We start from the raw sequence: 24,042 nt of genomic DNA, 5'->3' as shown, positions 1-24,042 counted from the left end.
CGCCGCCTGCGCATCCCTTCTCAAATCATCAACTTGTCAAAGATCCAGGCAACCCCGAAACCGGGATCGCGACCGCCAAAGCGGAGAATTCTCGAACCGGGAGGCAACAACGATCCGCCCAATCGCTTGGTGCGGTGATCTATCATCTTGTCCCGGAGAAACGTTGAACCGGCGATCTGTTGTCCGCCGTTCGTGGTCTCTATCTAGCCGTCCCAACCGCCGCTGTCAAGCTATTCGGTGAAACTTTTTTGACGCTCACATCCAAACCGAAGTCTGGGTGCTGATCTTACATAGATACCAGCCTAAACTTACGCCGGCAAATGACTCCGCTTACTTAAGCTGATTCATCTGCCGTCGGCTGAATACTCAGTCTATGGAAGATCCCCATTTGGTCTTGTCCAGCTTTTGGCCGGGCCGTTCCTCGTGGGAGGCGCCTTATATGTGAGCTGCACGGGACTGTCCAGATGAAATCTTAACGCACCTGCATTTTCCGAGCGGCGCCTCGTTCCACTCCATAGCCGGCGTCGCGGCGGAAGAAGGCCATGAGGTCGCTCAGGTGGCCGGCCTGCCCGGTCAGGGTGCGCGCGGCTTCGGCGCTCTGGTCGGCAAGATCGGCGTTGCTCTGCGTCATCGTGTCCATGTCGGCGACGGCGCCGTTGATCTGCTCCAGGCCGACGGCCTGCTCGCGGGTGGCGCTGACGATCCCTGTGGTCCGATCAGCGACGATCGTGACGGCCGAGGCGATCTCGTCCAAGGCACGGCCGGCGGCGGTCACGAGGTCGACGCCGCTGGCGACCTGACTGCCGCTCTCCTGAAGCAGCCGCTTGATGTCGCCGGACGCATCGGAAGCGCGGCGCGCCAGCATGCGAACCTCCGCCGCGACGACGGCGAAGCCCCTGCCCTCCTCCCCGGCCCGTGCTGCCTCCACGGCGGCGTTGAGCGCCAGGAGGTTGGTCTGGAAGGCTATCTCGTCCATCAGGCCGATGATGTCGGTGACCCGCTTGGACGACTGCTCGATCCTGTGCATGGCGCCGACGGCGTCGCCCGCGACCTTGCCGGCCGATCCGGCCAGGCTGAGCGCCTCATCGACGGCGCGGGTAACCTCCGCCGCGTTCTCGGCATTGCTGCGCACCGAGGCGGTGAGCTGCTGCATGGCGGCTGCCGTGCGTTCCAGGTGTTCCGCCTGGTTCTCCGTGCTGCCGGAGAGGGCGCGGCTGCCATCGGCCACTCCGGACGCCGTCTCGTCTATGCTGTCGGCGGCATCGCCGATCTCGGCGACGATCCGGGCCAGCTCGTCGGCCATGCGGTTGGTGTTGGACTTGATCGTGGCGAAGACGCCCTGGAAATCGTCCTCGATCCGGCGGCCGAGATTGCCATGGGAGATCGCGGAGAGCACGCCGTCGATCGCGGCCAGACTGGATCGGACGGTCGCCGTCAGGTCGTTGATGCCGTTGCACAGCCGCGCCATCGAACCGTCGGCCGGCTTGAGCGTGCGCGCGAAATCGCCGCGCGACGCCGCTTCGACCAGATCGGTGATGTCGTGTTCGACCTCGATCAGCACCCGGTCACGCTCGGCCATGTCGTCGACGGAGCGGTTGATCGTCTCGGCTACCGCGCGGTAGCAGCCCTTCAGGCCGGTCACCGTGACCTTGCGGTAGTAGAGCTTGCGGCTGGCGTGGTCCATCGCCGCCCCGACTTCCCGGCTGAAGCAGTCGGCCAGATCCAGGACGTCGTTGATCCGCAGGAACAGGGTCCCGAGAGAACCGCCTTCCGGTACCGCCGTGATGCGGCGATCGTAGTCGCCGATCGCCGATTCGTCGCAGACATCCAGCGCCCTCGCTATCGCCCGCTCCACCCTGCCGACGAGGACGACGATGGCAAGTGCGGCCGGCAGCAGCAGGAGCGAGGGCGCCGCCAGCCACCACGCGGGAGCCGGATCGCCGAGGAACGGCAGAAGGATGCCGGCGCATGCCGTCACCACCGCCGCAAGGCCGAGCTTCCGGATCCTAGAGAGAGAGGACGAACGTGTCATAGTCACACCCCTTCTGCTCCAGGACCTTCAGGAGAAGGGCCGTCGAAGCCGCCATACCTTCGCGCCGGTCGGCGGTGCGGGTCTCGATCTCGATCATCGCGTCGTAGAGGCCCTGAACCGCGGCGACTGCGTCGCGCCGTGCCCAGCGGCGGAACGAGTGGTAGCCGGTGATGGCGCCCGTCTTGTCGAAGCTGGGCGTCACATGGGCGAAGACCCAGTAATGGTCGCCGTCGCGCGCGAGGTTCTTGACGTAGGCGAAGATCTCTCCGCCGCCGGCGATCTTCTCCCACAGCAGCTTGAAGACGGCGCGCGGCATGCCGGGATGGCGGATCATGCTATGCGGCTGCCCGAGGACGTCTTCCTCCGCATAGCCCGCGACCCTCAGGAAGACGGAGTTGGCGTAGGTGATCCTGCCCTGGAGATCGGTCTTGCTGACGATGATTTCATCTTCGCCGAAGACCCGTTCGCGCCCGGTGGGGGCGGCAGTCGGTCGCGCCATGCGATCACTCCCCTTGCTACCCGCACCGGTATAGCGACCGCCAATTATATTGTATTTGATTTAAGTCAACAGGGATTCAGCCGAACTCGAACAGCGTGCGGGGCAGAGCCAGGGTGATCGCGACGCGATCCCCTTCCTCCTGCACGCTCAACCCCGCATCGAGCTGGTTGACGAGCGCCGACATCACCGTCGTTCCCAGGGCGGAATGGCCGCCGATCTGGAACGGCGACGGCGCCGCCGGCGGGCGGGCGAAGGCGAAGCGGAGAACGATCCCGACGCCATCGGGGAGGATCGAGACGTCAAGCCCATTTCCGGCCAGTCCATTGCCGGCCGGCGCATTGCCGGAAGACGCCGTAGCAGCGGCTGGCGCCCTGAAATCCGACGCCGTGAACAGGATCTCGCCGATCACCAGCCCCAGCGGACCGGCCATGTCGAGCTCCAGCGACAGCGTTCCGACATCGACGGCGCGCCTGAGATGGCGGGACGCGTCGAAGCCGCCGACCAGTGTGGTGCAGAGATCGACCAGATACGAGTCGAACTGGACGCTGGTGATGCGACTCGGGCCGAGCAGGTTGCGGAACAGGAGGCCGAGGCCGTCGATTCGCTGCTGGGTGCGGCGGAACCCGTGCCGCAACTCCCCCTCCGGCATGCCGATGGTCTGAAGATAGAGGACCGTGCTGATGACCTGGAGGTTGTTCCGGACGCGGTGATGAAGCTCCCGCAGGAGCACCTGGCTCTCGGCCAGCGCGTCCCTCAGCGCGTTCTCCATGTCGCGCCGCGTCGTTATGTCGTGCGTCACCATCGAGAAACCGGCCAGCCGCCCGGCTTCGTCCCGCATGGACGTCACCAGGATATCGGCATGGAAGCGGGAGCCGTCCTTGCGGACCCTGATATGCTCGCCGTGGACGCTGCCGTCCAATGCCGCGGCGTTGAGCATCGCCGCCACTCCCGAGGAGGAGCCGGCTCCGGCGCCATCGGCGGGATCGAGCCTCCAGGCCGGCTGCCCCAGGATCTCCTGTTCGGAATAGCCCAGCAGCCGCTCCGCCCCGGTGTTCCAGCTGGTCACCCGGCCGGCGGGATCGAGCATCACGATCGCATAGTCGCGGACGCCTTCCACCAGCAGGCGGAAGCGCTCCTCGCTTTCCCGCACGGTCTGGCGGTGGATCACCAGCTGCTGGGCGCGCAGACGCAGCAGGTTGCGGGCACGGGTCTGGAACTCCCACGGATCGACCGGGCTGAGGATGAAGTCGGTAGCGCCCGCTTCCAGCGCTTCGCGCCGGATCTCGTGGTCCTCGTAGGCGGTCACGACGATCACCGGGACGTCGGCGGTAGCGGGCCGCCCCCGCAGGTTCCGGATGAAGCCGGCCCCGTCCATCAGCGGCATCTTGAAATCGGTGATGACGAGGTCCGGCACGGTGCGGGCACAAGCCTCCAGCGCGTCCACCGGGTTGGGGAAGGCGGAGACCGTGATGTCGTCGCCGACCGAGGAGGCAAATTTGGTCAGAATCTTGCGGTTGACGCTACGGTCGTCGATGATGAAGACCTCGGCGCCCAGGATCGAGACCCCGGTTTCTGAAAGGGAAACCCTCAAGCAACTCACCCTAATGCCTGTCCCTCTGTGCTGGTTTCCTCATCGCGGACCACACTCGCGGGCCAAATCGATCGCCGTGACGTGGCGGGATCAATTCACACACAGGTCTGGCCCATGATTGCTTCATAAAACTTTACCGAAAGTAAATACCATATTGCCCGTAATCCTTACTCATTAAGTCTAGAACGACGCTATCGATAAATCAAAGCCGACCTCAAACATAATAAATCAAATTAACATTTTCTTAGGTATATACCCCAAAATATCGAGTGACACCTGCTTCACCCTGCCCTTGGCGATCGGAACCGGCCTCGACCGTCGTTTTCCGCAATATTGAAGTGATGGAGATAATCATGCTCGAACAGATTGCCGACACTGTTTCTAATTCAGTTAAAATTGTTGGCAATTCTTGCGTGGCGGAACAGCCGCGCCGGGCTCCCGTTCAGCTTGACGGCCAGTTCCGCGAACTGGATCTCGATTTCGACACCAAGACAGGGGTTTTCTGGTGCCGTTTCCAGTTCAGCAACCGGCCGAGCTTCACTCCGGAGGTGCTGGCCGAACTGCGCCGGATGCGCCAGCTGCTGGCATCCCGGCACGGCGCCGCCGCAAGCCAGGACCCGCAGGTGAAGTACATGGTGCTCGCCTCCAGGATGCCGGGCATCTTCAACCTGGGCGGCGACCTTCACCTGTTCGCCAACCTGATCCGGAAGCGCGACCGGGCGGCCCTGACGGCTTATGCCCGCGCCTGCGTCGCCGAAGTCCACGCCAATTCGATGGCGCTCGACCTGCCGATCATCACGGTGTCGCTGGTTCAGGGCGACGCGCTGGGCGGCGGTTTCGAGGCGGCGCTGTCGAGCAACGTCATCATCGCGGAGCGAAGCGCCAAGTTCGGCCTGCCCGAGATCATGTTCAACCTGTTCCCCGGCATGGGCGCCTATAACTTCATCGCCCGCCGGACCAATGCCGCGACCGCCGAGCGCATGATCATGAGCGGCCGCATCTATACCGGCGCCGAACTGTACGACATGGGCATCGTCGACGTGCTGGCCGAGGACGGCCGGGGCGAAGAGGCGCTCAACGACTACGTCCGGAAGAACGCGCGCCGCCACGCCGCCCAGCGGGCGATCTATCAGGCGCGCCAGCGGGTCAATCCGATCACCTTGCAGGACCTGAACGGCATCACCGATCTGTGGGTCGATACCGCGATGACGCTGAGCCCGATCGACCTGAAGATGATGGAGCGCCTGGTCGCGGCCCAGGGCCGCCGCCGCGCCCGCGCCGATGCCGACATGGAAGACCTGGCGATGACCGGTTGCGGCGACTGATTTCAGGCGAGTTCGCGGAGCGCCGTGCGGACCCGGGCGAACTCGGCCTGGATTTCCCGGACGCGGCGGTAACCTTCCTCCGCCAGCGTTTCCCTAGACACATCGCGGCAATACAGCAGAAGACGCACCATCCGGCTTGCGCCGACATAGGACGCGCTGCTGCGCAGCGAGTGGGCATGGTCCTTGAAGGCGTAGAGATCGCCGCAGGCCCAGGCGTGCTCCAGTTCGATCAATAAATCCTCGGCATCGTGCAGGAACTCGTCCGCGATCTGGGCGATGAACGACGGGTCGTCATCGACCGAGCGCAGCTTGTCCAGGGCCGCGACGTCGATGCTGGGTTCGTTCGTGCCCGCGTTCGTCCCGGAGTCGGCAAGATCCGGAGCCTCCGGCAGCGGCGACTCGGGGTGCCGCTCGTCCGATGCCGGTTCCGGCCGAAGCGTTCCGGGCTCGGCCGGCTGACCGCCGACCAGCCGGTCGATGGTCGCGAACAGCGCCTTCGGATCGACCGGCTTGGTCAGGAACGCGTCCATGCCGGCATCGGCGCATTGGCGGCGCGCCTGCTCGGTGGCTTCCGCCGTCAGGGCGACGATCGGCAGGTGCGGATGGTCAGTATGGGTGAACCGGTACATCCGGGCGACGTCCAGGCCGCTGATGGCCGGCATGTTCATGTCCATCAGCACGATGTCGAAGCTCATGCGGTCGAGCAGATCCAGCGCCTCGTCGCCGTCGGCGGCGAAGATTGGGTCATGACCGGCGCGCTGAAGGATCTTCTCGATCACGCGGCGATTGATCGCGTTGTCCTCCGCCACGAGGATCCGCCGGCGCTGGGCGGCGGCGACGGGCTCGGCCCCCGGGGCCGAGGCTCCGGCCGCCAAGCCAGCCAATCCGCGCGCGGCGGCCAGCGCCGACGCCACCCGGTCCGCCTCCATCGGGCAGGTCAGGACCAGTTCGCTGAGCCATTCCCGGCAGCGGCCCGCCGCCTCCGCCGCCGACGATCCCATCAGTATGGCGATGGAACGCTCGACGCCGTTGCCCGCCTGTAACCATGCCGCGATGCCGGTGGACGGATCGTCCAGCGCCTCCACCGGGATCAGGAGGACCGGAGTGGTACCTTCCGAGTCGCGGAAGATATCGGCGAGCACCGTGTCCGCCTCGACCGGATCGGCGATCTCGGCATGGCGACCCAGGGCGGAATTCAAGCCGGGACCCAGGGTGGCCAGCCTCGACTCGGCGCCGGCCGTCACCAGCAGAGGCGTTACGGCGGCGGGTGGAGCGGCGGGATCCGATCCGGGCTTTGCGGGCCGGCAGGGCAAGGTGATCCAGAATTCGCTGCCGCGATGAAGCTCGCTCGACACCCCGATGGCTCCGCCCATCAGTTCCACCAGCTGGCGCGAGATCGCCAGGCCGAGGCCGGTTCCGCCATAGCGGCGGTTGATGTCGTCTTCCGCCTGGGTGAAGCGGTCGAAGATGCGGTCGAGATGCTGCGGCGCTATGCCGATGCCGGTATCGGTGACGCGAAACTCCAGCACGCCCTGCTGGACCACCCTGACCGACAGGGTGACGGCGCCTCGTTCGGTGAACTTGACGGCATTCGCCAGCAGGTTGGTCAGGGCCTGCTGAAGCCTGCGGTCGTCGCCGACGATCCGGCGAGGCACGTCGGCGTCGATCACCAGCCGCAGGGCGAGCCGCTTCATGCGGGCTTGGCCGCGCAGCATCAGCCGGGTATCGCAGACGACCCGGTGCAGGTCGAACGGCACCTGATCGATGGCGAGCTTGGCTTCCTCGAGCTGCGAGAAGTCGAGGACGTCGGTGATAAGTGACAGCAGCTGCCGGGCGGAAGTGTTGACGGTGGCCGCCATTTCCCGCTGGTCGGCGTCCAGCCGGGTGTTCATCATCATGTCGCCCATGCCGATGATGGCGGTCAGCGGCGTCCGCAATTCGTGGCTGACGGTCGCGAGGAACCGTCCCTTGGCCCGGTTGGCGGCTTCCGCCTGGGCCTTCGCTTCCGTCAGCTGGCGAATCAGGCGGACGACATAGGCCGGCAGCACAACCAGCGCCACCAGCAGGCCGTAGGCGATATAGGGAATGTCTCGCCAGACGGGGGTGACATGAATGACCAGGGCGAAGGTTGCCGCGCCGAGGACGGCCGACACCTCCAGGAACCGGGTGCCGTAGCGGAAGCCGTTGCCGAACGTCACCCAGAGATAGATCAGGTACCAGGGTGCGGCCATGGCGCCGCCGACATAGAGGAAGGCGCTGACCATCGCCATGTCGAGCATGTTGCCGAGGACCCGGCGGGGGACCGAAGGGGCCGGGTGCAGCATCAGCAGGATCAGCAGCAGCCAGGTGCCGGCGAAGCCCGGCGGCAGGATCAGGACCGATCCGACGAAGATGTCGGGCGGGCCGACGGCCAGGATCAGCACCAGGACGTAGGCAAGGTTCAGGCTGACCAGCAGGATGCGGATCATGACCTGCTCGTGCTCGCTGTCCGGACGCGCTGCGAAGATCCGCCGGACCCGGCGGAGACCGATCCGGAACGCCACCAGCGCCGTCACGACCGGCGGCAGGACCAGCGTGACGGTCAGCCCGGCCGCCTCGTAGGGAGCTGCGGACCAAAGGCCGGTGCGGATGAGCATGAACTGGAAGCCGGCGAAACCGAAGACCGCACAGCTCAGCAGGATTGCGTACCAGGAGTTAATCACCGCACGTCGCCTATTTCCTTCGGCCGGTTCGGCCCAGCCGTTCCCTCACTTGCCGATTGTGGGGGACCGGCACGGCGGGCGCAACATCGCGGCCCGGTATGTTAAAGTCCGCGCCATGTTCGAGATCACCTTTCTGGGCACTTCAGCCAGCGTGCCGACCACCGACCGGGGTCTTTCATCCCTGCTCGTGGAATATGGACGCCACCGTTTCCTGATCGATTGCGGCGAGGGTACACAGCGCCAGCTGATGGCCAGCGGCTTAGGCTTCCGGCGGCTGGACAAGGTGCTGCTGACGCATGGGCACCTGGACCACCTGCTGGGCCTGGGCGGGCTGGCGGGGACGCTCAACCTGTGGCGCAGTACTGCCGGGCTGGCGATCCATGCCGGCCCCGGTCCGCTGAAGCTGGCGCGCCGGCTGCTGGAGGAGGTCGTCTGGCCGGACGGTCCGCCACGCATGCGGCTGGACTGGATCGAGCTGTCGGCCGGCCCCCTCTTCACCGCGCCCGACCTGACGGTGTCGGCCTTCCCGGTCCGTCATGCGGGCGACGACTGCTTCGGCTTCCTGTTCGAGGAAACGCCGCGCCAGCCGCTGAACGGCGCGCTGCTGGACGAACTCGGCGTCCCGGCGGGGGAGGAGCGCGGGCTGCTGGCGCGTGGGAAGGCGGTCACCCTGACGGACGGGCGGCGGATCGAGCCCGGCCAAGTGCTGGGGCCGGAGCGGCGCGGATCGCGAATCGCAGTGGTCGGCGACTGCGAGACCACCGAGGGCCTGGCGGAGCATGTCCGGGGCGTCGACCTGCTGGTGATCGAAGCGACCTTCCTGAACGCCGACGCCGACAAGGCGGAGGCGCGGAGCCACCTGACCGTCGGTCAGGCGACGCGGCTGGCGATCGAGGCCGGGGTCGGCCAGCTTTGGCTGAACCATCAGTCCAACCGGTACGCCAAGGGTCTGGTGGAGGCCGAAGCCAGGGCGGAGTTCGGGAACGCGCGGGTGGCGGCGGACTTCGACCGGGTCACGGTCGGCTGAGCGGGGAACCACGCCGGGCGGGTCATGTTGTCGTCAGGGTCCGGACGCTGTCCGGACACCCGCCCGATCCCATCAGACCCAGGAGGCCCCATGGCCGATACGACCGTGAAGAAGATCGATTCCGCCCATTCTCCCAAGGGCGAGCAGGGCCAGAAATATCTGGCTTCCGGCAAATCCCTGTCGATGCGCCTGTGGCAGGACGAACAGCCGGCCGAGGCCAAGCAGCCGTCCCGCCGCGACTATGAGACGGTCGGCTACGTCATCTCCGGCAGCGCCGAGCTTCATCTGGAAGGACAGATGGTAAAGCTGGAGCCGGGCGACAGCTGGACGGTGCCGAAGGGCGCCGAGCACACATATAAGATTCTGGAGAGTTTCACCGCCGTCGAGGCGACCAGTCCGCCGGCCGAGGTCCACGGGCGGGACTGAGGCGGGACTGAAGACCGGATAAGGGAGAGCGTTCATGAAGATCATATACAGCTACGAGGGCGAGCGGAACGAGGGGCTGGAAAGCTCCGTGCTCGAGGATCTGGGCCAGCGTTTCGGCCAGACCGGGCAGACCGCCAGCCATTCCGGCGAGGAGGGTCTGACGACGGTGACGCTCGACCTGCCCGGTGCGGAGCACTGGCAGAAGGTGGTCGAGGCCCTGGAAGGGCGCGGCGATCTGGTCGAGGTGGCGCCCGAGTCGTTCGGCGAAGGCGCCTGAGCGGTGCGGATGCCGACAGCCGGCTTGGTCCTGGGCGTCCTGGCGCTGGCCGCCTGCGCCGGACCGGACGAGCCGCCGACGCGGATGCCGGCGGCGATCACGATCACCCATCCGGTGGACAGTGCGCCGGAAGAGGCGATCGATGCCGACGCGGACGGGGTCTGCCGAACCTGGGGACGCAAGTCGGCCCTGGTGGAGCGGTACGAGAACGAGGCCCGTAACAGCAGGGTTTCTGCCTATAACTGCGTCCAGGGCTGAGCATAGCCGGTCTGGAACGTTGGATGTCGGGCTGAAGCGGCCCGACCTACGCCAGCGTGCTTTTGCTGAAGAGGCGGCTCGTTAGGGGCGGAAGGCGCCGGCCGCCGCCGCAATCCGGGCGGCGGTGGTGATCCAGCACAGCGCGCCGAAGCCCCAGGCCAGCCACGCGAAGGCATCGGGGAACAGGCAGAGCGCCGCGAACAGGGCGATCGTCTCCGCCCCCTCGGTCAGGCCGCCGATATAATAGAGGGACTTGGTCCCCCGGATGCTGGTGGTCACGCCGCGCTTGGCGGCGAAGACGGCATAGGCCAGGAACGACGATCCGGTACCGATGAAGCTGAAGATCAGGAAGGCGGCGGGCAGCGCCTGTTCCGGCCGACCGACCGCGAAGAAGAACACGACGCCCGAATAGAACAGGAAGTCGCAGACGATATCCAGGTAGCCGCCGAAATCGGTGGTTCCGGCATGGCGCGCCACTGCGCCGTCCAGGCCGTCCATCACGCGGTTGAGCAGGATGAGCAGCAGGGCGAGACCGTAGGCCTCGGCCGCCAGCGCCGGGAAGGACGCGGCGCCGACCGCGAAGCCGGCCAGCGTCACTGCATCCGCACCGATCCCGCGCCGACCGAGGCTGGCACCGAGTCGGTCCAGCGGCGGGTCGATCAGGCGGCGCAGGCGGGCGTCAAGCATGGCCGGGAGGAGCGTCGGGTCAGCGGATTTCCGGGGAGAACGGCCCGGCTTCGTCGTCGTCCGCGGTGTCGCCTTCCGGGAGATCGGTGGCCATTGCGGCGTTGGAGGCGTGAAGCTTTTCCGCCTCGATCCTCAGGCGGCGGTACTGGCGGTAGCTGAACGGCAGACTGATGAGGTAGGCGATGCCGATCAGCGACAGCGTCAGCCAGGGCGTGCTGACGAGCATGGCGGCGATCAGGCCGACGCCGGCCAGGACCGGGATCACGAATTTCTGCGGGACCCGGACGCCTTTGAACGAGAACGTCGGCAGCTGGCTGACCATCAGCAACGCGATGGCGCCCGCCCAAATTCCGACGAACAGCGGATGGCCGAACACGGTGGTGCCGGCTTCGAACGAGAACACTAGCGGCAGCAGTGCGAGACCGGCCGCCGCCGGAGCCGGCACACCGGTAAAATAGTTGTAGGCGTAAGGCGGCAGGTCGCTGTCGCCCAGCTTGGAATTGAACCGCGCGAGTCGCAGCGCCGCGCAGACGCTGAGGGCCAGGACAGCGATCCAACCCGGCGTGCCGGCCCCGGCGAGCACCCACAGGTACAGGGTGATGGCCGGAGCGACGCCGAAGCTGACCACGTCGGACAGGCTGTCCAGCTCCTCGCCGAACTTGCTCTGGCCGTTGAGCAGGCGGGCGATCCTGCCGTCCAGCGCGTCGAGCACGGCCGCCACCATGATCGACACCACGGCGGCTTCGAACCGGCCCTGGATGGCGAAGCGCATGGCGGTGACGCCGGCGCACAGCGCCAGCATGGTCAGCATGTTCGGCAGCATGCGGTTGATCGACAATCCGCGCAGGCGCGGCGGCCGGCTCCGGCGGCGGGGACGTTCGGTCCGGTTGGTCATGTCAGCGCACCTCCCCGAGCCGGGCCGGCTCGGTCGAGTTCAGGTCGGCGATGATGGTTTCGCCTCCGATGGTCGTCTGGCCGACGATCACCTGGGGATGGACGCCGTCGGGCAGGTAGATGTCGGTCCGGCTGCCGAAGCGGATCAGGCCGTAGCGCTCGCCGGCGGCGACGGTCTGGCCCGGCTTGAGATGGCAGATGATGCGGCGGGCGACGAGGCCGGCGATCTGGACGAAGGCGATCTCCCGCCCGTCGTCCAGCCGCAGCCGGATCGCCATCCGCTCGTTCTCCTCGCTCGCCTTGTCCAGCGCCGCGTTGAGGAACTTGCCCTTGTGGTAGGCGGCGGCTTCCACCGTGCCGGCGGCGGGCGTCCGGTTGACGTGGACGTTGAAGACGTTGAGGAAGATGCTGACGCGCAGGCGGGGCTGGTCGCCCATGCCGAGCTCCGTCGGGGGCACCGCCGGCACGATCATCTGGACCGTCCCGTCCGCCGGGCTGACCAGCAGTCCCGGACGGGCCGGCACCACGCGGTCGGGGTCGCGGAAGAAGTAGACGCACCACGCGGTCAGGATCGCCCCGACCCAGCCCAGCGGCTGGGCGACGAAGGCCAGGACGGCGGTGACCGCGGCGAACACCGCGATGAAGGGCCAACCGGCCCGGTTGATCGGAACGACGACGGATTGCAGTGCGGACATGGTCGGAGGCTTGTTCCTGCGATGTGCTGGCGGCGATTGGCGCCGGACGGTCGAATGTACGGTCGGATACCGGGTCGGGGTCCGGCGGAATGCGCCGGACCCCGTTACTTATGGCACCGGAGCGCGGATGCAAACCAGCGCTACCGGTTCGGACGGCGCATTTACCGCATATTAAGTCGCGAAACGTGATTCTGCTCCGCCACGGCCGCGGGTGATGCGGCTATTTCTTTTCCGGACCGGTCGTTTTCCCGACCGGTTCTTTTCCCCAGCGGTGTTTTGCGGGACAGGCGAGTGATCGACATGCAGCCTCTTGCTGAAGTTTCCCAGGCCGCCCTGCCGCTCCGGCTGGGCACCGTCCACATCAATGCGGACGGCCTGCTCGGCATAGCCGCCACCCCCGCCCCGTCGAAGCAGCGCTTCGCGATCGACGACGTACTGTACCACGTCTCGATCGATCCGGTCGGCGACGGCAGCCGGTTCCGGATCTGGGCGGAGCTTGGCTATGTGCCCTATACGGCGCAGTCGCCCCAGCGCCGGCGCGACATCCTGGCGATCCTGCGCGCGACCCAGCATCTGGCGCGGTCCTGCTTCGTGGTCGACGGCGGGCAGAAGATCCTGGTGATCGGCGAGTCGCATGTCGAGGAGCATATCGACGTGACCGGCGTAGTGTACGAAATAGTCCAGTTCCTCCAGGAGGTCCGGCCCTATCTGCGCATTCTGTCAGACCTCCTCTGAAGTGGAGGTCGGGAAGTCGGGGGTCAGTTTACCTGGGGGACGGTGAAGATCTGACCTGGATATATGAGGTCGGGGTCGCGGATCTGGGACTGGTTCGCCTCGTAGATCACGCTGAAGCGGACACCGTCGCCGTAGGTACGCCGGGCGATCCGCCACAGGCTGGCGCCGGGCTGGACCACGATGTTCTGGCCGGTCGGCAGGTTCTGCGCCGCCTGATCGGCCATCTGGAACGGAATCTCCGCACGGGCGCTGACCCGGCCGCCGCCTGAGACATGGTCGGCGCGCAGGGTATAGCGGCCGGGCCGGACCGGCTGGTCCGGCGTCAACCCCCAGCGCCCCTCGGCGTCGGATACGGAGTGGCCGATCAGGACGTTGTCGAGATAGACCTGGATCCGGGCGTTCGGTGGCGCTCGTCCGCCGATGCCGGCGCGCCCGTCGGCGCCGTAGTCGACGACGTCAACCGTGACGCCGCCCGGCGGAAGCGGGGCCGCGCCCAGGGCGGGGATGGAATTGCCGGACGAGGCGATGCGCTTTCCGGCCGCCGGAGGCGCCTGGAGCAGCGCCGGGGCGTTGCCCCCATCCGTGGAGCCGTCCCGGGGGACAGCCAGCGCCAGCGCGCCGGAGCGGTCGGACGCCGGCTGGCCGGCGACGTCCTTCGCCGGCTCCGGCACGACCAGAACGACGACGTCGCGGGACTGCTCGGCTTCGTCCGCATCCGCTCGCTGCGACGACAGGCTGAGCTGGCGTCCGCCGGGGGCTAGACTGTCTTCCGGAAGCAGCACCCATTCGCCGCGCTGGTCGGCCGTCGTCCGCCCGATCGGGCGGCCGCCGTCGAGGACGGTGACGAGGGCATGGGGCTCCGCCCGGCCGGCGATCACGGCATTGCCCTGCGGATTGACCCGGACGACATCGAAGGTCGGCATGGGAACGGTGGGCATGGGACTTACTGGAAGCCTGGATGCCGCCGGGATCTGCGGGGCCGTCTCCAGCGAAGGCGGCATGGCCGGCGCCCCATGCCGGAACGGGTCCGGCTTCGGCTGGATAGTCGGCGGGGCCTTGTTCGCCGTGGCGGTATTCGTCTGGATCGGGGTGGTCAGGGACAGCACGTCGGGCGGATCGGCCCGATCGACCGAAGTCAGGATATGCGCCGCGCCCAGGAACGCGACGCCGATGCCACCGATGATGAGCGCTCTCTGCACAGCCGCCCCGCTTCCTGTCCGTCGGCAGACCGGAACGAAACCGCCAATTCCGCCGCTGGACGATCGGATGGTTATTCAGTCCAGATCAGATTGCAAACAAGTTACGTCAATAGCCGCCGCTTTGTCCGCCGAAATAATCTTCACCGAAACCATGTCGCACCTTATGGGGATGCGCCGGCGGCACTCATGGCGCGAAAGGCCGGGAGCGGATATCCTCCAAGCGTGTTGATGCGACGGAGCGTCACGCCGACGCTTGGCGTAAGCGCTCGACCGTGAGACGCTGGGCGTGACGGACGGATCGACCGTGGGTGGCGGGAAACCTGGGAACAGGCGTCCCGGCCTCCCCGGTCCGCAAAGGTGATGGAATGAAGGACGTCTTTTCAGTTTGCGTATATTGCGGCTCGTCGAGCCGGGTCAGCGACACCTATAAGGATGCCGCCCACCAGCTCGGCACGCTGCTGGGCCAGAACGGCCATCAGCTCGTCTATGGCGGCGGCCGCGTCGGCTTGATGGGCATCGTCGCCGACGCCACCCTGGCGGCCGGCGGCTCGGTGGTCGGCATCATCCCCGAGCATATCCAGGTGCTGGAGGTCGAGCATACCGGCCTGACCGAGCTGCTGGTGGTGGACAGCATGCACACCCGCAAGCGCATGATGGTCGACCGCTCCGACGCCTTCGTCGTGCTGCCCGGCGGCCTGGGCACCCTGGACGAGACCTTCGAGATCTTGACGTGGAAGCAGCTCCGCCTCCACGACAAGCCGATCGTCGTCGCCAATGTCGACGGCTACTGGACTGCGCTGGAGGAGCTGCTGGACCACATGATCGCCCAGGGGTTCGCCCAGCCGGCGCACCGCAAGCTATTCACCGTGGTCGACCGGATCGAGGACGTGCTGCCGGCGCTGTCGGCCGAGCCGGAACCGGTGATCAGCCCCGACACCAAGTGGCTCTGAGCGGCGCCCCCTGCGACTCGAGACCGCTGGCGTCAAGTGCGGCTTCTTATGAGCAATCGTCGGTGCTATAAGACGCGCCGTCAAGGCCGGCGGCCGACCGCCGCCGGCACGTCGCATGACGCCTGAACCGCCCGCCTGAACCGACAGCGGGTGGCAATCCAGCGCGCCCAAGAACCTCACGCTACCCGCCCAACCGGGAGAATTTTACATGGCAAAGATTAAGGTCGCTAACCCGGTCGTCGAACTCGACGGCGATGAGATGACCCGGATCATCTGGCAGTTCATCAAAGAAAAGCTGATCCTGCCCTATCTCGACATCGATCTGAAATACTACGATCTGGGCGTCGAATATCGCGACAAGACCGAAGATCAGGTCACCGTCGATGCGGCCAATGCCATCAAGCAGTATGGCGTGGGCGTGAAGTGCGCGACGATCACTCCGGACGAACAGCGCGTCACGGAATTCAACCTCAAGAAGATGTGGAAGTCGCCCAACGGCACGATCCGCAACATCCTGGGCGGCACCGTCTTCCGCGAGCCGATCATCTGCTCCAACGTTCCGCGCCTGGTTCCGGGCTGGACCAAGCCCCTGATCATCGGCCGTCACGCCTTCGGCGACCAGTACCGCGCGACCGACTTCCAGGTCCCCGGTCCCGGCAAGCTGACGATGACCTTCACGCCCGACGGCGGCGGCGAACCCACGACCTACGACGTCTTCCAGTTCCCGGAAGCCGGCGTCGCCATGGGCATGTACAATCTGGACGAAAGCATCCGCGGCTTCGCCCGCGCCTGCTTCAACTACGGCTTGGCGCGCAAGCTGCCAGTCTACCTGTCGACCAAGAACACGATCCTGAAGGTCTACGACGGCCGCTTCAAGAACCTGTTCCAGGAGGTCTTCGACGCAGAGTTCGCCGACGAGTTCAAGAAGATCGGCCAGACCTACGAGCACCGCCTGATCGACGACATGGTCGCCAGCGTGATGAAGTGGGACGGCGGCTTCGTGTGGGCCTGCAAGAACTACGACGGCGACGTGCAGTCCGACACCGTGGCGCAGGGCTTCGGCTCGCTGGGCCTGATGACCTCGGTCCTGCTGACGCCCGATGGCAACACGGTGGAGGCCGAGGCCGCCCACGGCACGGTGACCCGTCACTACCGCGAGCACCAGAAGGGCCGCGAGACCTCGACCAACCCGATCGCGTCGATCTTCGCCTGGACGCAGGGCCTGTCCTATCGCGGCAAGTTCGACAATACGCCGGATGTCACCGCCTTCGCCCAGACCCTGGAAAAGGTCTGCGTCGACAGCGTCGAGGCCGGCGCCATGACCAAGGACCTCGCCATCCTGATCGGTCCGGACCAGCCCTGGTTGACCACCAAGCAGTTCCTGGACAAGCTTGACGAGAACCTGAAGAAGGCGATGGCCTCGGCCTGAGCCCGGAACGGGACGGCACCGCCCCGGCGATGCCGTCGTTTTGCCGCAACCCCGCCCGATTCGTTCGGGCGGGGTTGCTTTTTATGGAGTTGCGGGTAAATCTCACCACGGCTTCGCGAGATGGTGTCCGTCAGATGCGCCAGCACGCCGAAGAGTTACTGTGACATGCCGTGCTGAGGAATTGCAAAGATGCCACACAAGATCAGAATCGCGATTGTCGGGGCAGGTGAAACCGGCGCACCACTGCTCGAACAGCTCCTTTCGGCAGATTTCGTCAAGGTTGTCGGCATAGCCGACCTTAATCCAGATGCCCACGGCATGGTAATCGCACGCTCCAAGGGTGTGAAGACCTATAGCGATTTTCTTGAACTTGCCGGCCTTGGCGAAGACATCGATATATTCATCGACGTCACTGGAGTTCACAAAGTCCGTGACGCCCTGCGCCATTACATGCAGAAGACGGATAACCATCACACCGTCATCATGCATGAGCTGATAGCCGTCTTGCTGCTCTCCCTCTCCAAAGGCAAGTTGGTCCAGTTCAAGCACGACGATTTGGACTACTGACATCCGGCTCATAACGGATAGTCGATTATATTTTGGTTGCCGGGATTTTGTTTTAGAGTACCATGATATAGATTGCCCCGCTGCTACCACGGTTACAGGAATTTGCGGCGATCCGGGCCTGTACCGCGAAGCTTGTGAAGACCGTTTGTTTTCGGCAGGTTACTCCGCGTTCTGGATGTTACGGGGTAATTTCCGTTCTTCGGATCTAAGTAGGAACCGTGCCCGCGGCGTATGTGTTTTCAGCACTGGACTCTCGCGTGTACGCGTTACGTTGATGCACCAATTCAGCTCAAGGGAGAAGGTCGTGCGCCTTAATCAAATCGCTGCCTCGGGCGTCTTTGCGTTCCTGGCGATGTCGGTGGTTGCGCCCGCCAGCGTGCTGGCTCAAAGCGCTCCGGTGAAGTGCAACACGGTGGTGGACTCCACCGGTAAGCCCGTGATTGCAGCTAACAACACCGCCGTTCTCCACGCGGGAAGCTATGACTGCCCTCCGCCGCCGGCAGCCGCCGTCGCTCCGGCCGCCGCCGTTCCGCCGGCCGCTCCGCTGGCGAACGCCGTCTACTTCGTGTTCTTCGACTTCGACAAGTACGCCATCACCCCGGCCGCTCAGGACATCCTGAACACGGTCGTGTCGGATGCGCGCCGGACCAGCGCCAGCCGCCTGAACGTCGTCGGCCACACCGACACCTCGGGTTCGCCGGCCTACAACCAGCGCCTGTCCGAGCGTCGCGCCGGTGCTGTCCGTGACGCCCTGGTCCAGCGCGGCGTGCCGGCTGGCCAGATCGCGACCCGCGGCCTCGGCGAGACCCAGCCGCTGATCGCGACCGGCGACGGCGTGCGTGAGCCCTCCAACCGTCGCGCCGAAGTCCGCTTCCAGTAATCCTGGCAGCGGGTCTTCGTCGGCGGAAGGTTTCGGACAGGCCCTTGCGGGGCTGTCCGTTTCCTGGGAAGACGATCAAGCGGAAGGGGCGCCCACCGGCGCCCCTTTTCGTTTGCCTGGATGGCTTCGGGGATGGGTGCGATGGTGAGCAACATGCGCCGGCACAAAAAAGAAGCCCGCTGGCGGGCACCAGCGGGCTTGTCAGCGGATCTATGGAGATAATCGGATCAGGCGGCGCCCACCTTGCGCTCGCGGTCCTCGTCACGCTTCTTGGAACTGGGCTGGTAGGCGATGGCGGCGTGTTCGGCGCAGTAGGGCATGCCGGCCTGGGCAGTCTTGCCGCAGAAATGGAAATCCGCGTGCTTGGGGTCGCCGACCGGCCATTTGCACATGCGCTCCGTCAGCGCAAGGATCGTGGCCCCGCGCGACGGCTTCTTCTTGATCGGTGAAGGCCGTCCGGAAAGTCCGAGGCGGTGGGCCTTCCCGATAACCGCGTTACGGGTAATATCGCCCAGAGTATCCGCGATTTCGCTCGCGCTCATACCCTGGCCCCAGAGTTGCTTCAACTGCTCTACCCGCTCGTCAGTCCAACTCATGCGCTGTCTCCACTCATCCGGGTCTCTATTAATTATAGCCAGCAGGACCATGGTGCGCCGCATATCGCGTTCCGCTTTCCATAAGTCTCTACATCTAGTGCCGACGTCCAAAGAGGCTACCAGATAAGCCCGTCTATGCCTAGAGGGTTGCTGTTACATTTATATGCAAAAGTAGTAAACCATTTGTTTATTTCATAAGCCGACTGAAATGTTCGAGGCCATGTTGGCTAATGACGGCTGATGGAACCTAGCTTTCGAATTCTCCCGGGAAGCCAATCGAATCAATGAAATCCAGCTTATGTCCACATCGTTACCCACAAGAGACGGTGGGCACGACGATCGTTTCTCATCGTACCGGACCGGCTGGTCTATCCATATTTCAGATGATAGGCGGACAAAAATGCCGCAGGACTGTGGCTCTGCCGCAACGTTCGGCATCTCTGACGTAATGCCAAAACCTCAGCGGCTGAGTTCCTTCATGCCGGCATCCAGTCCGTCGAGCGTCAGGGGATACATCCGGCCGTCCATCAGACGCTGGAGGATGCGGGTGCTCTCGGTGTAGCTCCAGTAGTTCTGAGGGGCAGGATTGAGCCAGATAGAGCGGCTGTAGGTCTGTAGCAGCCGCTGGAGCCAAACCTGCCCCGCCTCCTCGTTCCAGTGCTCGACGCTGCCTCCCGGATAGACGATCTCGTAGGGGCTCATGGCGGCGTCGCCGACGAAGACCAGCTTGTAGTCGGCGGCGTAGGTGTGGATCACGTCCCAGGTGGACATGCGCTCGGCATGGCGGCGGCGGTTGTCGCGCCAGACGCCTTCGTAGACGCAGTTGTGGAAATAGAAGTATTCGAGGTGCTTGAATTCCCCGCGTGCTGCGGAAAACAGCTCTTCGCAGATGCGGATATGATCGTCCATCGAGCCACCGATATCCAGGAACAGCAGCACCTTGACGCTGTTGTGCCGCTCCCGGACCATCTTGAGGTCGAGCGTCCCGGCGTTGCGGGCGGTCGAGCGGATCGTATCGGGAAGATCCAACTCCTCGGCGGCGCCCTGCCGTGCGAACTTGCGCAGCCGGCGCAAGGCCACCTTGATGTTGCGGGTGCCAAGCTCGACCGTGTCGTCGAGGTTTCGGAACTCCCGCTTGTCCCAGACCTTGACCGCCCGGCGGTGGCGGCTCTTGTCCTGGCCGATGCGGATGCCTTCGGGGTTGTAGCCATAGGCGCCGAAGGGCGACGTGCCGGCCGTGCCGATCCACTTGGAGCCCCCCTGGTGGCGGCCCTGCTGCTCGGCCAGCCGCTGGGCCAGCGTCTCCATCAGCTTTTCCCAGCCGCCGAGCGACTGGATCTGCCGCTTCTCCTCCTCCGTCAGGTACTTCTCCGCCAGCTTACGGAGCCATTCCTCCGGGATTTCGGCGGTGACGGGATCGGTGCCGTCGGCAACGCCTTCCAGCCCCTTGAAGACGTGGGAGAAGACCTGATCGAAGCGGTCGATGTTGCGCTCGTCCTTAACGAGGCAGGTGCGCGACAGGTAGTAGAAGTCCTCGACGCTGTAGTCGGCGATCCCCTGCCGCATCGCCTCCATCAGCGCCAGATACTCCTTGAGGGAAACCGGCACCTGGGCCTTGCGCAATTCGTAGAAGAAGGTCGTGAACATCGCCGGTGCTCTGCCTTGCCTGCCTTACCGTGCCCTTTCCCGCTTAGTCCCCGCCCCGCTCCCGGCGGCTGAGGAAGGCCAGACGCTCGAACAGGTGGACGTCCTGCTCGTTCTTCAGCAAGGCGCCGTGGAGCGGCGGGATCAGCTTCTTGGGATCGCGGGTGCGGAGCGTCTCGGGCGAGACGTCCTCGACCATCAGCAGCTTGATCCAGTCCAGCAGTTCCGACGTGCTGGGCTTCTTCTTGAGGCCCGGCGTCTCGCGGACTTCATAGAACAGCGTCAGCGCATCGCGGATCAGGTCGGCCTTGATGCCGGGATAATGGACATCGACGATGCGGGCCATCGTTTCCGGGTCGGGGAAGCGGATGTAGTGGAAGAAGCAGCGGCGCAGGAAGGCGTCGGGCAGCTCCTTCTCGTTGTTGGAGGTGATGATCACGACCGGACGCTGGCGCGCCTTGATCACCTGCCGCGTCTCGTAGACGAAGAACTCCATCCGGTCGAGTTCGAGCAGCAGGTCGTTCGGGAACTCGATATCGGCCTTGTCGATCTCGTCGATCAGCAGGACGGACGGCTTCTCCGCCTCGAACGCTTCCCATAGCTTGCCCTTGACGATGTAGTTGCCGATGTCGCGCACCCGCTCGTCGCCGAGCTGGCTGTCGCGCAGGCGGCTGACCGCATCGTACTCGTAGAGGCCCTGCTGGGCCTTGGTGGTGGACTTGATGTGCCACTGGATCAGCGGACGGTCGAGCGCCTTGGCGATCTCCTCGGCCAGGATCGTCTTGCCGGTACCCGGCTCGCCCTTGACCAGCAGCGGCCGCTGAAGCGCCACGGCGGCATTGACGGCGACGCGGAGATCGTCGGTGGCGACGTAGTTTTCGGTACCGGTGAACTTCATCATGCCGGCACCGCCATCGCCTGCTCGATCGCCGTGAGGGCGTCGTTGGCGTTGGCGCCGTCGGGGCCGCCTGCCTGGGCCATGTCGGGGCGGCCGCCGCCGCCTTTGCCGCCGACGGCTGCCGCACCGGCCTTGACCAGATCGACGGCGCTGAAGCGGCCGGTCAGGTCTTCGGTGACGGCGACGACCAGGGAGGCCTTGCCGTCGTTGACCGCGATCAGGGCTATCACGCCGGAGCCGACCTGCTTCTTCATCTCGTCGGCCATCGGCTTGAGGTCCTTGGCGGGCATGCCGTCGATCACGCGGGCCGCGAACTTGACGCCGGCAACCTCCTTCTCGCCGCCACCGGCCGGGCCGGAGCCGCCGCCCATGGCGATCTGGCGGCGGAGGTCGGCGACTTCGCGCTCCAGCCGGCGGCGCTCGTCCACCAGGGACGCGACGCGGGCCGGGACTTCCGTCGGGGTCGCCTTGAGGGCGGCGGCCGTCTGGTGGAGCAGGTGTTCCTGCTCGTTGAGGTAGGCCGCGGCGCCGTAGCCGGTCAGCGCCTCGATCCGGCGGACGCCGGCGGCGACGGCGCCTTCGCCGACGATCTTGAACAGGCCGATGTCGCCGGTGCGGCGGACATGGGTGCCGCCGCAGAGTTCGATCGAGAACTCCTTGTTGGCATCGGGGTCGCGTCCGCCCATCGAGACGACGCGGACCTCGTCGCCGTATTTCTCGCCGAACAGGGCCATGGCGCCGAGTTGGACGGCTTCCTGCGGGCTCATCAGGCGGGTCACGACGTCGCTGTTGCCGAGCACGCGGTCGTTGACCTCCCGCTCCACGACGGCGATGTCCTCGGCGGTCAGGCCGACCGGCTGGCTGATGTCGAAGCGCAGGCGCTCAGGCGCTACCAGGGAGCCCTTCTGCGTGACGTGCTCGCCCAGGCGGCGGCGCAGCGCCTCGTGCAGCAGGTGGGTGGCGGAGTGGTTGGCGCGGATCGCGGAACGGCGGGCGGTGTCCACCCGCAGCTCGACCACGTCGCCGACCTTCAGCGTGCCCTTGGCGACCTTGGAGATATGGACCCACAGGGCGCCCAGCTTCTTCTGGGTGTCGATGACGGGAACTTCGGTCCCGTCGGGCGTGAACATGACGCCGCTGTCGCCGACCTGACCGCCGGACTCGCCGTAGAATGGGGTCTGGTTGACGATCACCTGGACGTCGGTGCCGGCGGGCGCCTCGTCGACGCGCTTGCCATCGACGATCAGGGCCAGGACCTTGCCCTCGGCGACTTCGGTGTCGTAGCCGAAGAACTCGGTGGCGCCCAGCTCGTCGCGCAGTTCGAACCACAGGGTCTCGGTCGCGGCCTCGCCGGAACCGGACCACGCCTTGCGCGCCTCGGCCTTCTGGCGATTCATCGCCTCGTTGAAGCCGTCGATATCGACGGTGCGGTTACGGCCGCGCAGCACGTCCTGCGTCAGATCGACCGGGAAGCCGAAGGTGTCGTAGAGCTTGAAGGCGACATCGCCGGCCAGGGAGCCGCCCTCGGGGATGCCGGCGGTTTCCTCGTCCAGCAGGCGCAGGCCGCGTTCCAGGGTCTGCTTGAAGCGGGTTTCCTCCAGCTTCAGCGTCTCGGTGATCAGCGGCTGGGCGCGGACCAGTTCCGGGTAGTGCGGTCCCATGAGCTGGACCAGCGTCGGCACCAGCCTGTGCATCAGCGGCTCCTTGCAGCCGATGATGTGGGCGTGGCGCATGGCGCGGCGCATGATCCGGCGCAGCACGTAGCCGCGTCCCTCGTTGGACGGCAGCACGCCGTCGGCGATCAGGAACGATACGGAGCGCAGGTGGTCGGCGATGACCCGGTGGGAGACCGCGTGCGGACCGTCGGCGCTGACCTTGGTCGCTTCGGCGGAGGCCAGGATCAGGGTGCGCAGCAGGTCGATGTCGTAGTTGTCATGCTTGCCCTGGAGGACGGCCGCCAGCCGCTCCAGGCCCATGCCGGTGTCGATCGAGGGTTTGGGCAGCTCGATCCGCTTGTCCGGCGTGATCTGCTCGTACTGCATGAACACGAGGTTCCAGATCTCGATGAAGCGGTCGCCGTCCTGGTCGGGGCTGCCGGGCGGGCCGCCGGGCACGGCGGGACCGTGATCGAAGAAGATCTCGGAGCAGGGACCGCAGGGGCCGGTATCGCCCATCCGCCAGAAATTGTCGTCGGTCGGGATGCGAATGATCTTGCGCTCGTCCAGGCCCGCGATCTTCTGCCACAGGCCAAAGGCCTCGTCGTCGGAGGAATGGACGGTGACCAGCAGCTTGTCGGCCGGCAGACCGTATTCCTTCGTGATCAGGTTCCAGGCCAGCTCGATGGCGCCGTCCTTGAAGTAGTCGCCGAACGAGAAGTTGCCGAGCATCTCGAAGAAGGTGTGATGCCGGGCGGTGTAGCCGACATTGTCCAGGTCGTTGTGCTTGCCGCCCGCGCGCACGCATTTCTGGCTGGTCGTCGCCCGCTTATAGGGACGCGCCTCGGCGCCGGTGAAGACGTTCTTGAACTGCACCATGCCGGCGTTGGTGAACATCAGGGTCGGATCGTTGCGGGGAACCAGCGGGCTCGACTCGACGATCTGGTGACTCTGTTTGGCAAAGTAGTTCAGGAAGGTGGCGCGGATGTCGTTGGCGGTCTGCATGATGGCGCTCAATTCCCAGGACGCAGGATGATACGGCCCGTTTCTTCAACAGTTTCGGCCGACAAGGGTTG

21 protein-coding genes and 1 pseudogene are annotated in these 24,042 nt (G+C 65.6%); 10 read left to right on the top strand and 12 right to left on the bottom strand.

The window, feature by feature from the left end; genetic code table 11:
* Positions 1–472: 472 nt before the first annotated feature.
* From N826_RS33970 to N826_RS33960, 3 genes are all read right to left on the bottom strand, one after another.
* Positions 473–2,032 (bottom strand): methyl-accepting chemotaxis protein, encoded by a 1,560-nt coding sequence (locus N826_RS33970; protein ID WP_084721418.1) that lies wholly within the window; start codon positions 2,030–2,032, stop codon positions 473–475.
* Positions 2,007–2,531 (bottom strand): PAS domain-containing protein, encoded by a 525-nt coding sequence (locus tag N826_RS33965; RefSeq protein ID WP_044436410.1) that lies wholly within the window; start codon positions 2,529–2,531, stop codon positions 2,007–2,009. Before N826_RS33965 ends, N826_RS33970 begins: the two co-directional genes overlap by 26 nt.
* 76 nt (positions 2,532–2,607) lie before the next feature.
* Positions 2,608–4,122 (bottom strand): response regulator, encoded by a 1,515-nt coding sequence (locus N826_RS33960; protein WP_044436408.1) that lies wholly within the window; start codon positions 4,120–4,122, stop codon positions 2,608–2,610.
* A 413-nt stretch (positions 4,123–4,535) separates the two neighbouring features.
* Here N826_RS33960 and N826_RS33955 point away from each other — a divergent pair, with 413 nt between their 5' ends.
* Positions 4,536–5,447 (top strand): crotonase/enoyl-CoA hydratase family protein, encoded by a 912-nt coding sequence (locus N826_RS33955; RefSeq protein WP_044436407.1) that lies wholly within the window; start codon positions 4,536–4,538, stop codon positions 5,445–5,447.
* 2 nt (positions 5,448–5,449) lie between these two features.
* Here the strand turns inward: N826_RS33955 and N826_RS33950 are convergent, their stop codons facing one another.
* Positions 5,450–8,149 carry an ATP-binding protein gene (locus N826_RS33950; protein WP_044436405.1) on the bottom strand — a complete coding sequence of 900 codons (2,700 nt, stop codon included), beginning with the start codon at positions 8,147–8,149 and terminating at the stop codon, positions 5,450–5,452.
* A 115-nt stretch (positions 8,150–8,264) separates the two neighbouring features.
* Here N826_RS33950 and N826_RS33945 point away from each other — a divergent pair, with 115 nt between their 5' ends.
* From N826_RS33945 to N826_RS33930, 4 genes are all read left to right on the top strand, one after another.
* Positions 8,265–9,176: an MBL fold metallo-hydrolase gene (locus tag N826_RS33945; protein WP_044436403.1), complete on the top strand. Its 912-nt coding sequence runs from the start codon at positions 8,265–8,267 to the stop codon at positions 9,174–9,176.
* Positions 9,177–9,266: 90 nt separating this feature from the next.
* Positions 9,267–9,602, top strand: a complete 336-nt coding sequence (locus N826_RS33940) for a cupin domain-containing protein (RefSeq protein WP_044436402.1) — start codon at positions 9,267–9,269, stop codon at positions 9,600–9,602.
* A gap of 34 nt (positions 9,603–9,636) precedes the next feature.
* Positions 9,637–9,879 carry a hypothetical protein gene (locus N826_RS33935; RefSeq protein ID WP_044436401.1) on the top strand — a complete coding sequence of 81 codons (243 nt, stop codon included), beginning with the start codon at positions 9,637–9,639 and terminating at the stop codon, positions 9,877–9,879.
* 9 nt (positions 9,880–9,888) lie between these two features.
* A complete protein-coding gene (locus N826_RS33930; protein WP_044436399.1) occupies positions 9,889–10,137 on the top strand; it encodes a hypothetical protein in 249 nt (82 codons plus the stop codon).
* Between the two features lie 81 nt (positions 10,138–10,218).
* Here N826_RS33930 and N826_RS33925 read toward each other — a convergent pair whose 3' ends face one another.
* The 3 genes and pseudogenes from N826_RS33925 to N826_RS33915 all read right to left on the bottom strand — a co-directional run.
* Positions 10,219–10,824, bottom strand: coding sequence for a CDP-alcohol phosphatidyltransferase family protein (locus N826_RS33925; RefSeq protein ID WP_044436397.1), 606 nt, complete (start codon positions 10,822–10,824; stop codon positions 10,219–10,221).
* Positions 10,825–10,843: 19 nt separating this feature from the next.
* Positions 10,844–11,719 (bottom strand): CDP-alcohol phosphatidyltransferase family protein, encoded by an 876-nt coding sequence (locus N826_RS33920; protein WP_044436395.1) that lies wholly within the window; start codon positions 11,717–11,719, stop codon positions 10,844–10,846.
* Between the two features lies 1 nt (position 11,720).
* Positions 11,721–12,437, bottom strand: a pseudogene (locus tag N826_RS33915) (phosphatidylserine decarboxylase); the annotation flags it as partial.
* 276 nt (positions 12,438–12,713) lie between these two features.
* Here N826_RS33915 and N826_RS33910 point away from each other — a divergent pair.
* A complete protein-coding gene (locus tag N826_RS33910) occupies positions 12,714–13,148 on the top strand; it encodes a hypothetical protein (protein WP_044436424.1) in 435 nt (144 codons plus the stop codon).
* A gap of 23 nt (positions 13,149–13,171) precedes the next feature.
* Here N826_RS33910 and N826_RS33905 read toward each other — a convergent pair whose 3' ends face one another.
* A complete protein-coding gene (locus N826_RS33905; RefSeq protein ID WP_052832557.1) occupies positions 13,172–14,347 on the bottom strand; it encodes a LysM peptidoglycan-binding domain-containing protein in 1,176 nt (391 codons plus the stop codon).
* 365 nt (positions 14,348–14,712) lie between these two features.
* On the opposite strand from N826_RS33905, the gene N826_RS33900 reads away from it, so the two are divergent.
* The 4 genes from N826_RS33900 (at position 14,713) to N826_RS33885 (ending at position 18,173) form a co-directional block, all read left to right on the top strand.
* Positions 14,713–15,297, top strand: coding sequence for an LOG family protein (locus tag N826_RS33900; RefSeq protein ID WP_044436390.1), 585 nt, complete (start codon positions 14,713–14,715; stop codon positions 15,295–15,297).
* Positions 15,298–15,505: 208 nt separating this feature from the next.
* Positions 15,506–16,726, top strand: coding sequence for an NADP-dependent isocitrate dehydrogenase (locus N826_RS33895; protein WP_044436388.1), 1,221 nt, complete (start codon positions 15,506–15,508; stop codon positions 16,724–16,726).
* A gap of 189 nt (positions 16,727–16,915) precedes the next feature.
* Positions 16,916–17,293 carry a Gfo/Idh/MocA family oxidoreductase gene (locus N826_RS33890; RefSeq protein ID WP_044436387.1) on the top strand — a complete coding sequence of 126 codons (378 nt, stop codon included), beginning with the start codon at positions 16,916–16,918 and terminating at the stop codon, positions 17,291–17,293.
* A 304-nt stretch (positions 17,294–17,597) separates the two neighbouring features.
* Positions 17,598–18,173: an OmpA family protein gene (locus N826_RS33885; RefSeq protein ID WP_052832555.1), complete on the top strand. Its 576-nt coding sequence runs from the start codon at positions 17,598–17,600 to the stop codon at positions 18,171–18,173.
* 227 nt (positions 18,174–18,400) lie between these two features.
* Here the strand turns inward: N826_RS33885 and N826_RS33880 are convergent, their stop codons facing one another.
* From N826_RS33880 to alaS, 4 genes are all read right to left on the bottom strand, one after another.
* The gene (locus tag N826_RS33880; protein WP_044436421.1) at positions 18,401–18,769 is read right to left on the bottom strand and encodes a GcrA family cell cycle regulator; all 369 of its coding nucleotides are present in this window, start codon (positions 18,767–18,769) and stop codon (positions 18,401–18,403) included.
* A gap of 459 nt (positions 18,770–19,228) precedes the next feature.
* Positions 19,229–20,416, bottom strand: a complete 1,188-nt coding sequence (locus tag N826_RS33875) for a vWA domain-containing protein (protein WP_044436385.1) — start codon at positions 20,414–20,416, stop codon at positions 19,229–19,231.
* A gap of 43 nt (positions 20,417–20,459) precedes the next feature.
* Positions 20,460–21,311 carry an AAA family ATPase gene (locus tag N826_RS33870; protein ID WP_044436419.1) on the bottom strand — a complete coding sequence of 284 codons (852 nt, stop codon included), beginning with the start codon at positions 21,309–21,311 and terminating at the stop codon, positions 20,460–20,462.
* Positions 21,311–23,971 (bottom strand): alanine--tRNA ligase, encoded by a 2,661-nt coding sequence (alaS, locus tag N826_RS33865; protein WP_044436417.1) that lies wholly within the window; start codon positions 23,969–23,971, stop codon positions 21,311–21,313. The genes N826_RS33870 and alaS overlap by 1 nt, the downstream gene beginning before the upstream one ends.
* Between the last annotated feature and the right edge of the window lie 71 nt (positions 23,972–24,042).

Source organism: Skermanella aerolata KACC 11604 (genome assembly GCF_000936425.1).
In the GTDB taxonomy this organism is placed as follows: domain Bacteria; phylum Pseudomonadota; class Alphaproteobacteria; order Azospirillales; family Azospirillaceae; genus Skermanella; species Skermanella aerolata.
The sequence above is the reverse complement of the archived record's forward strand: the minus strand, read 5'-3'. Positions and strand labels throughout refer to the sequence as shown.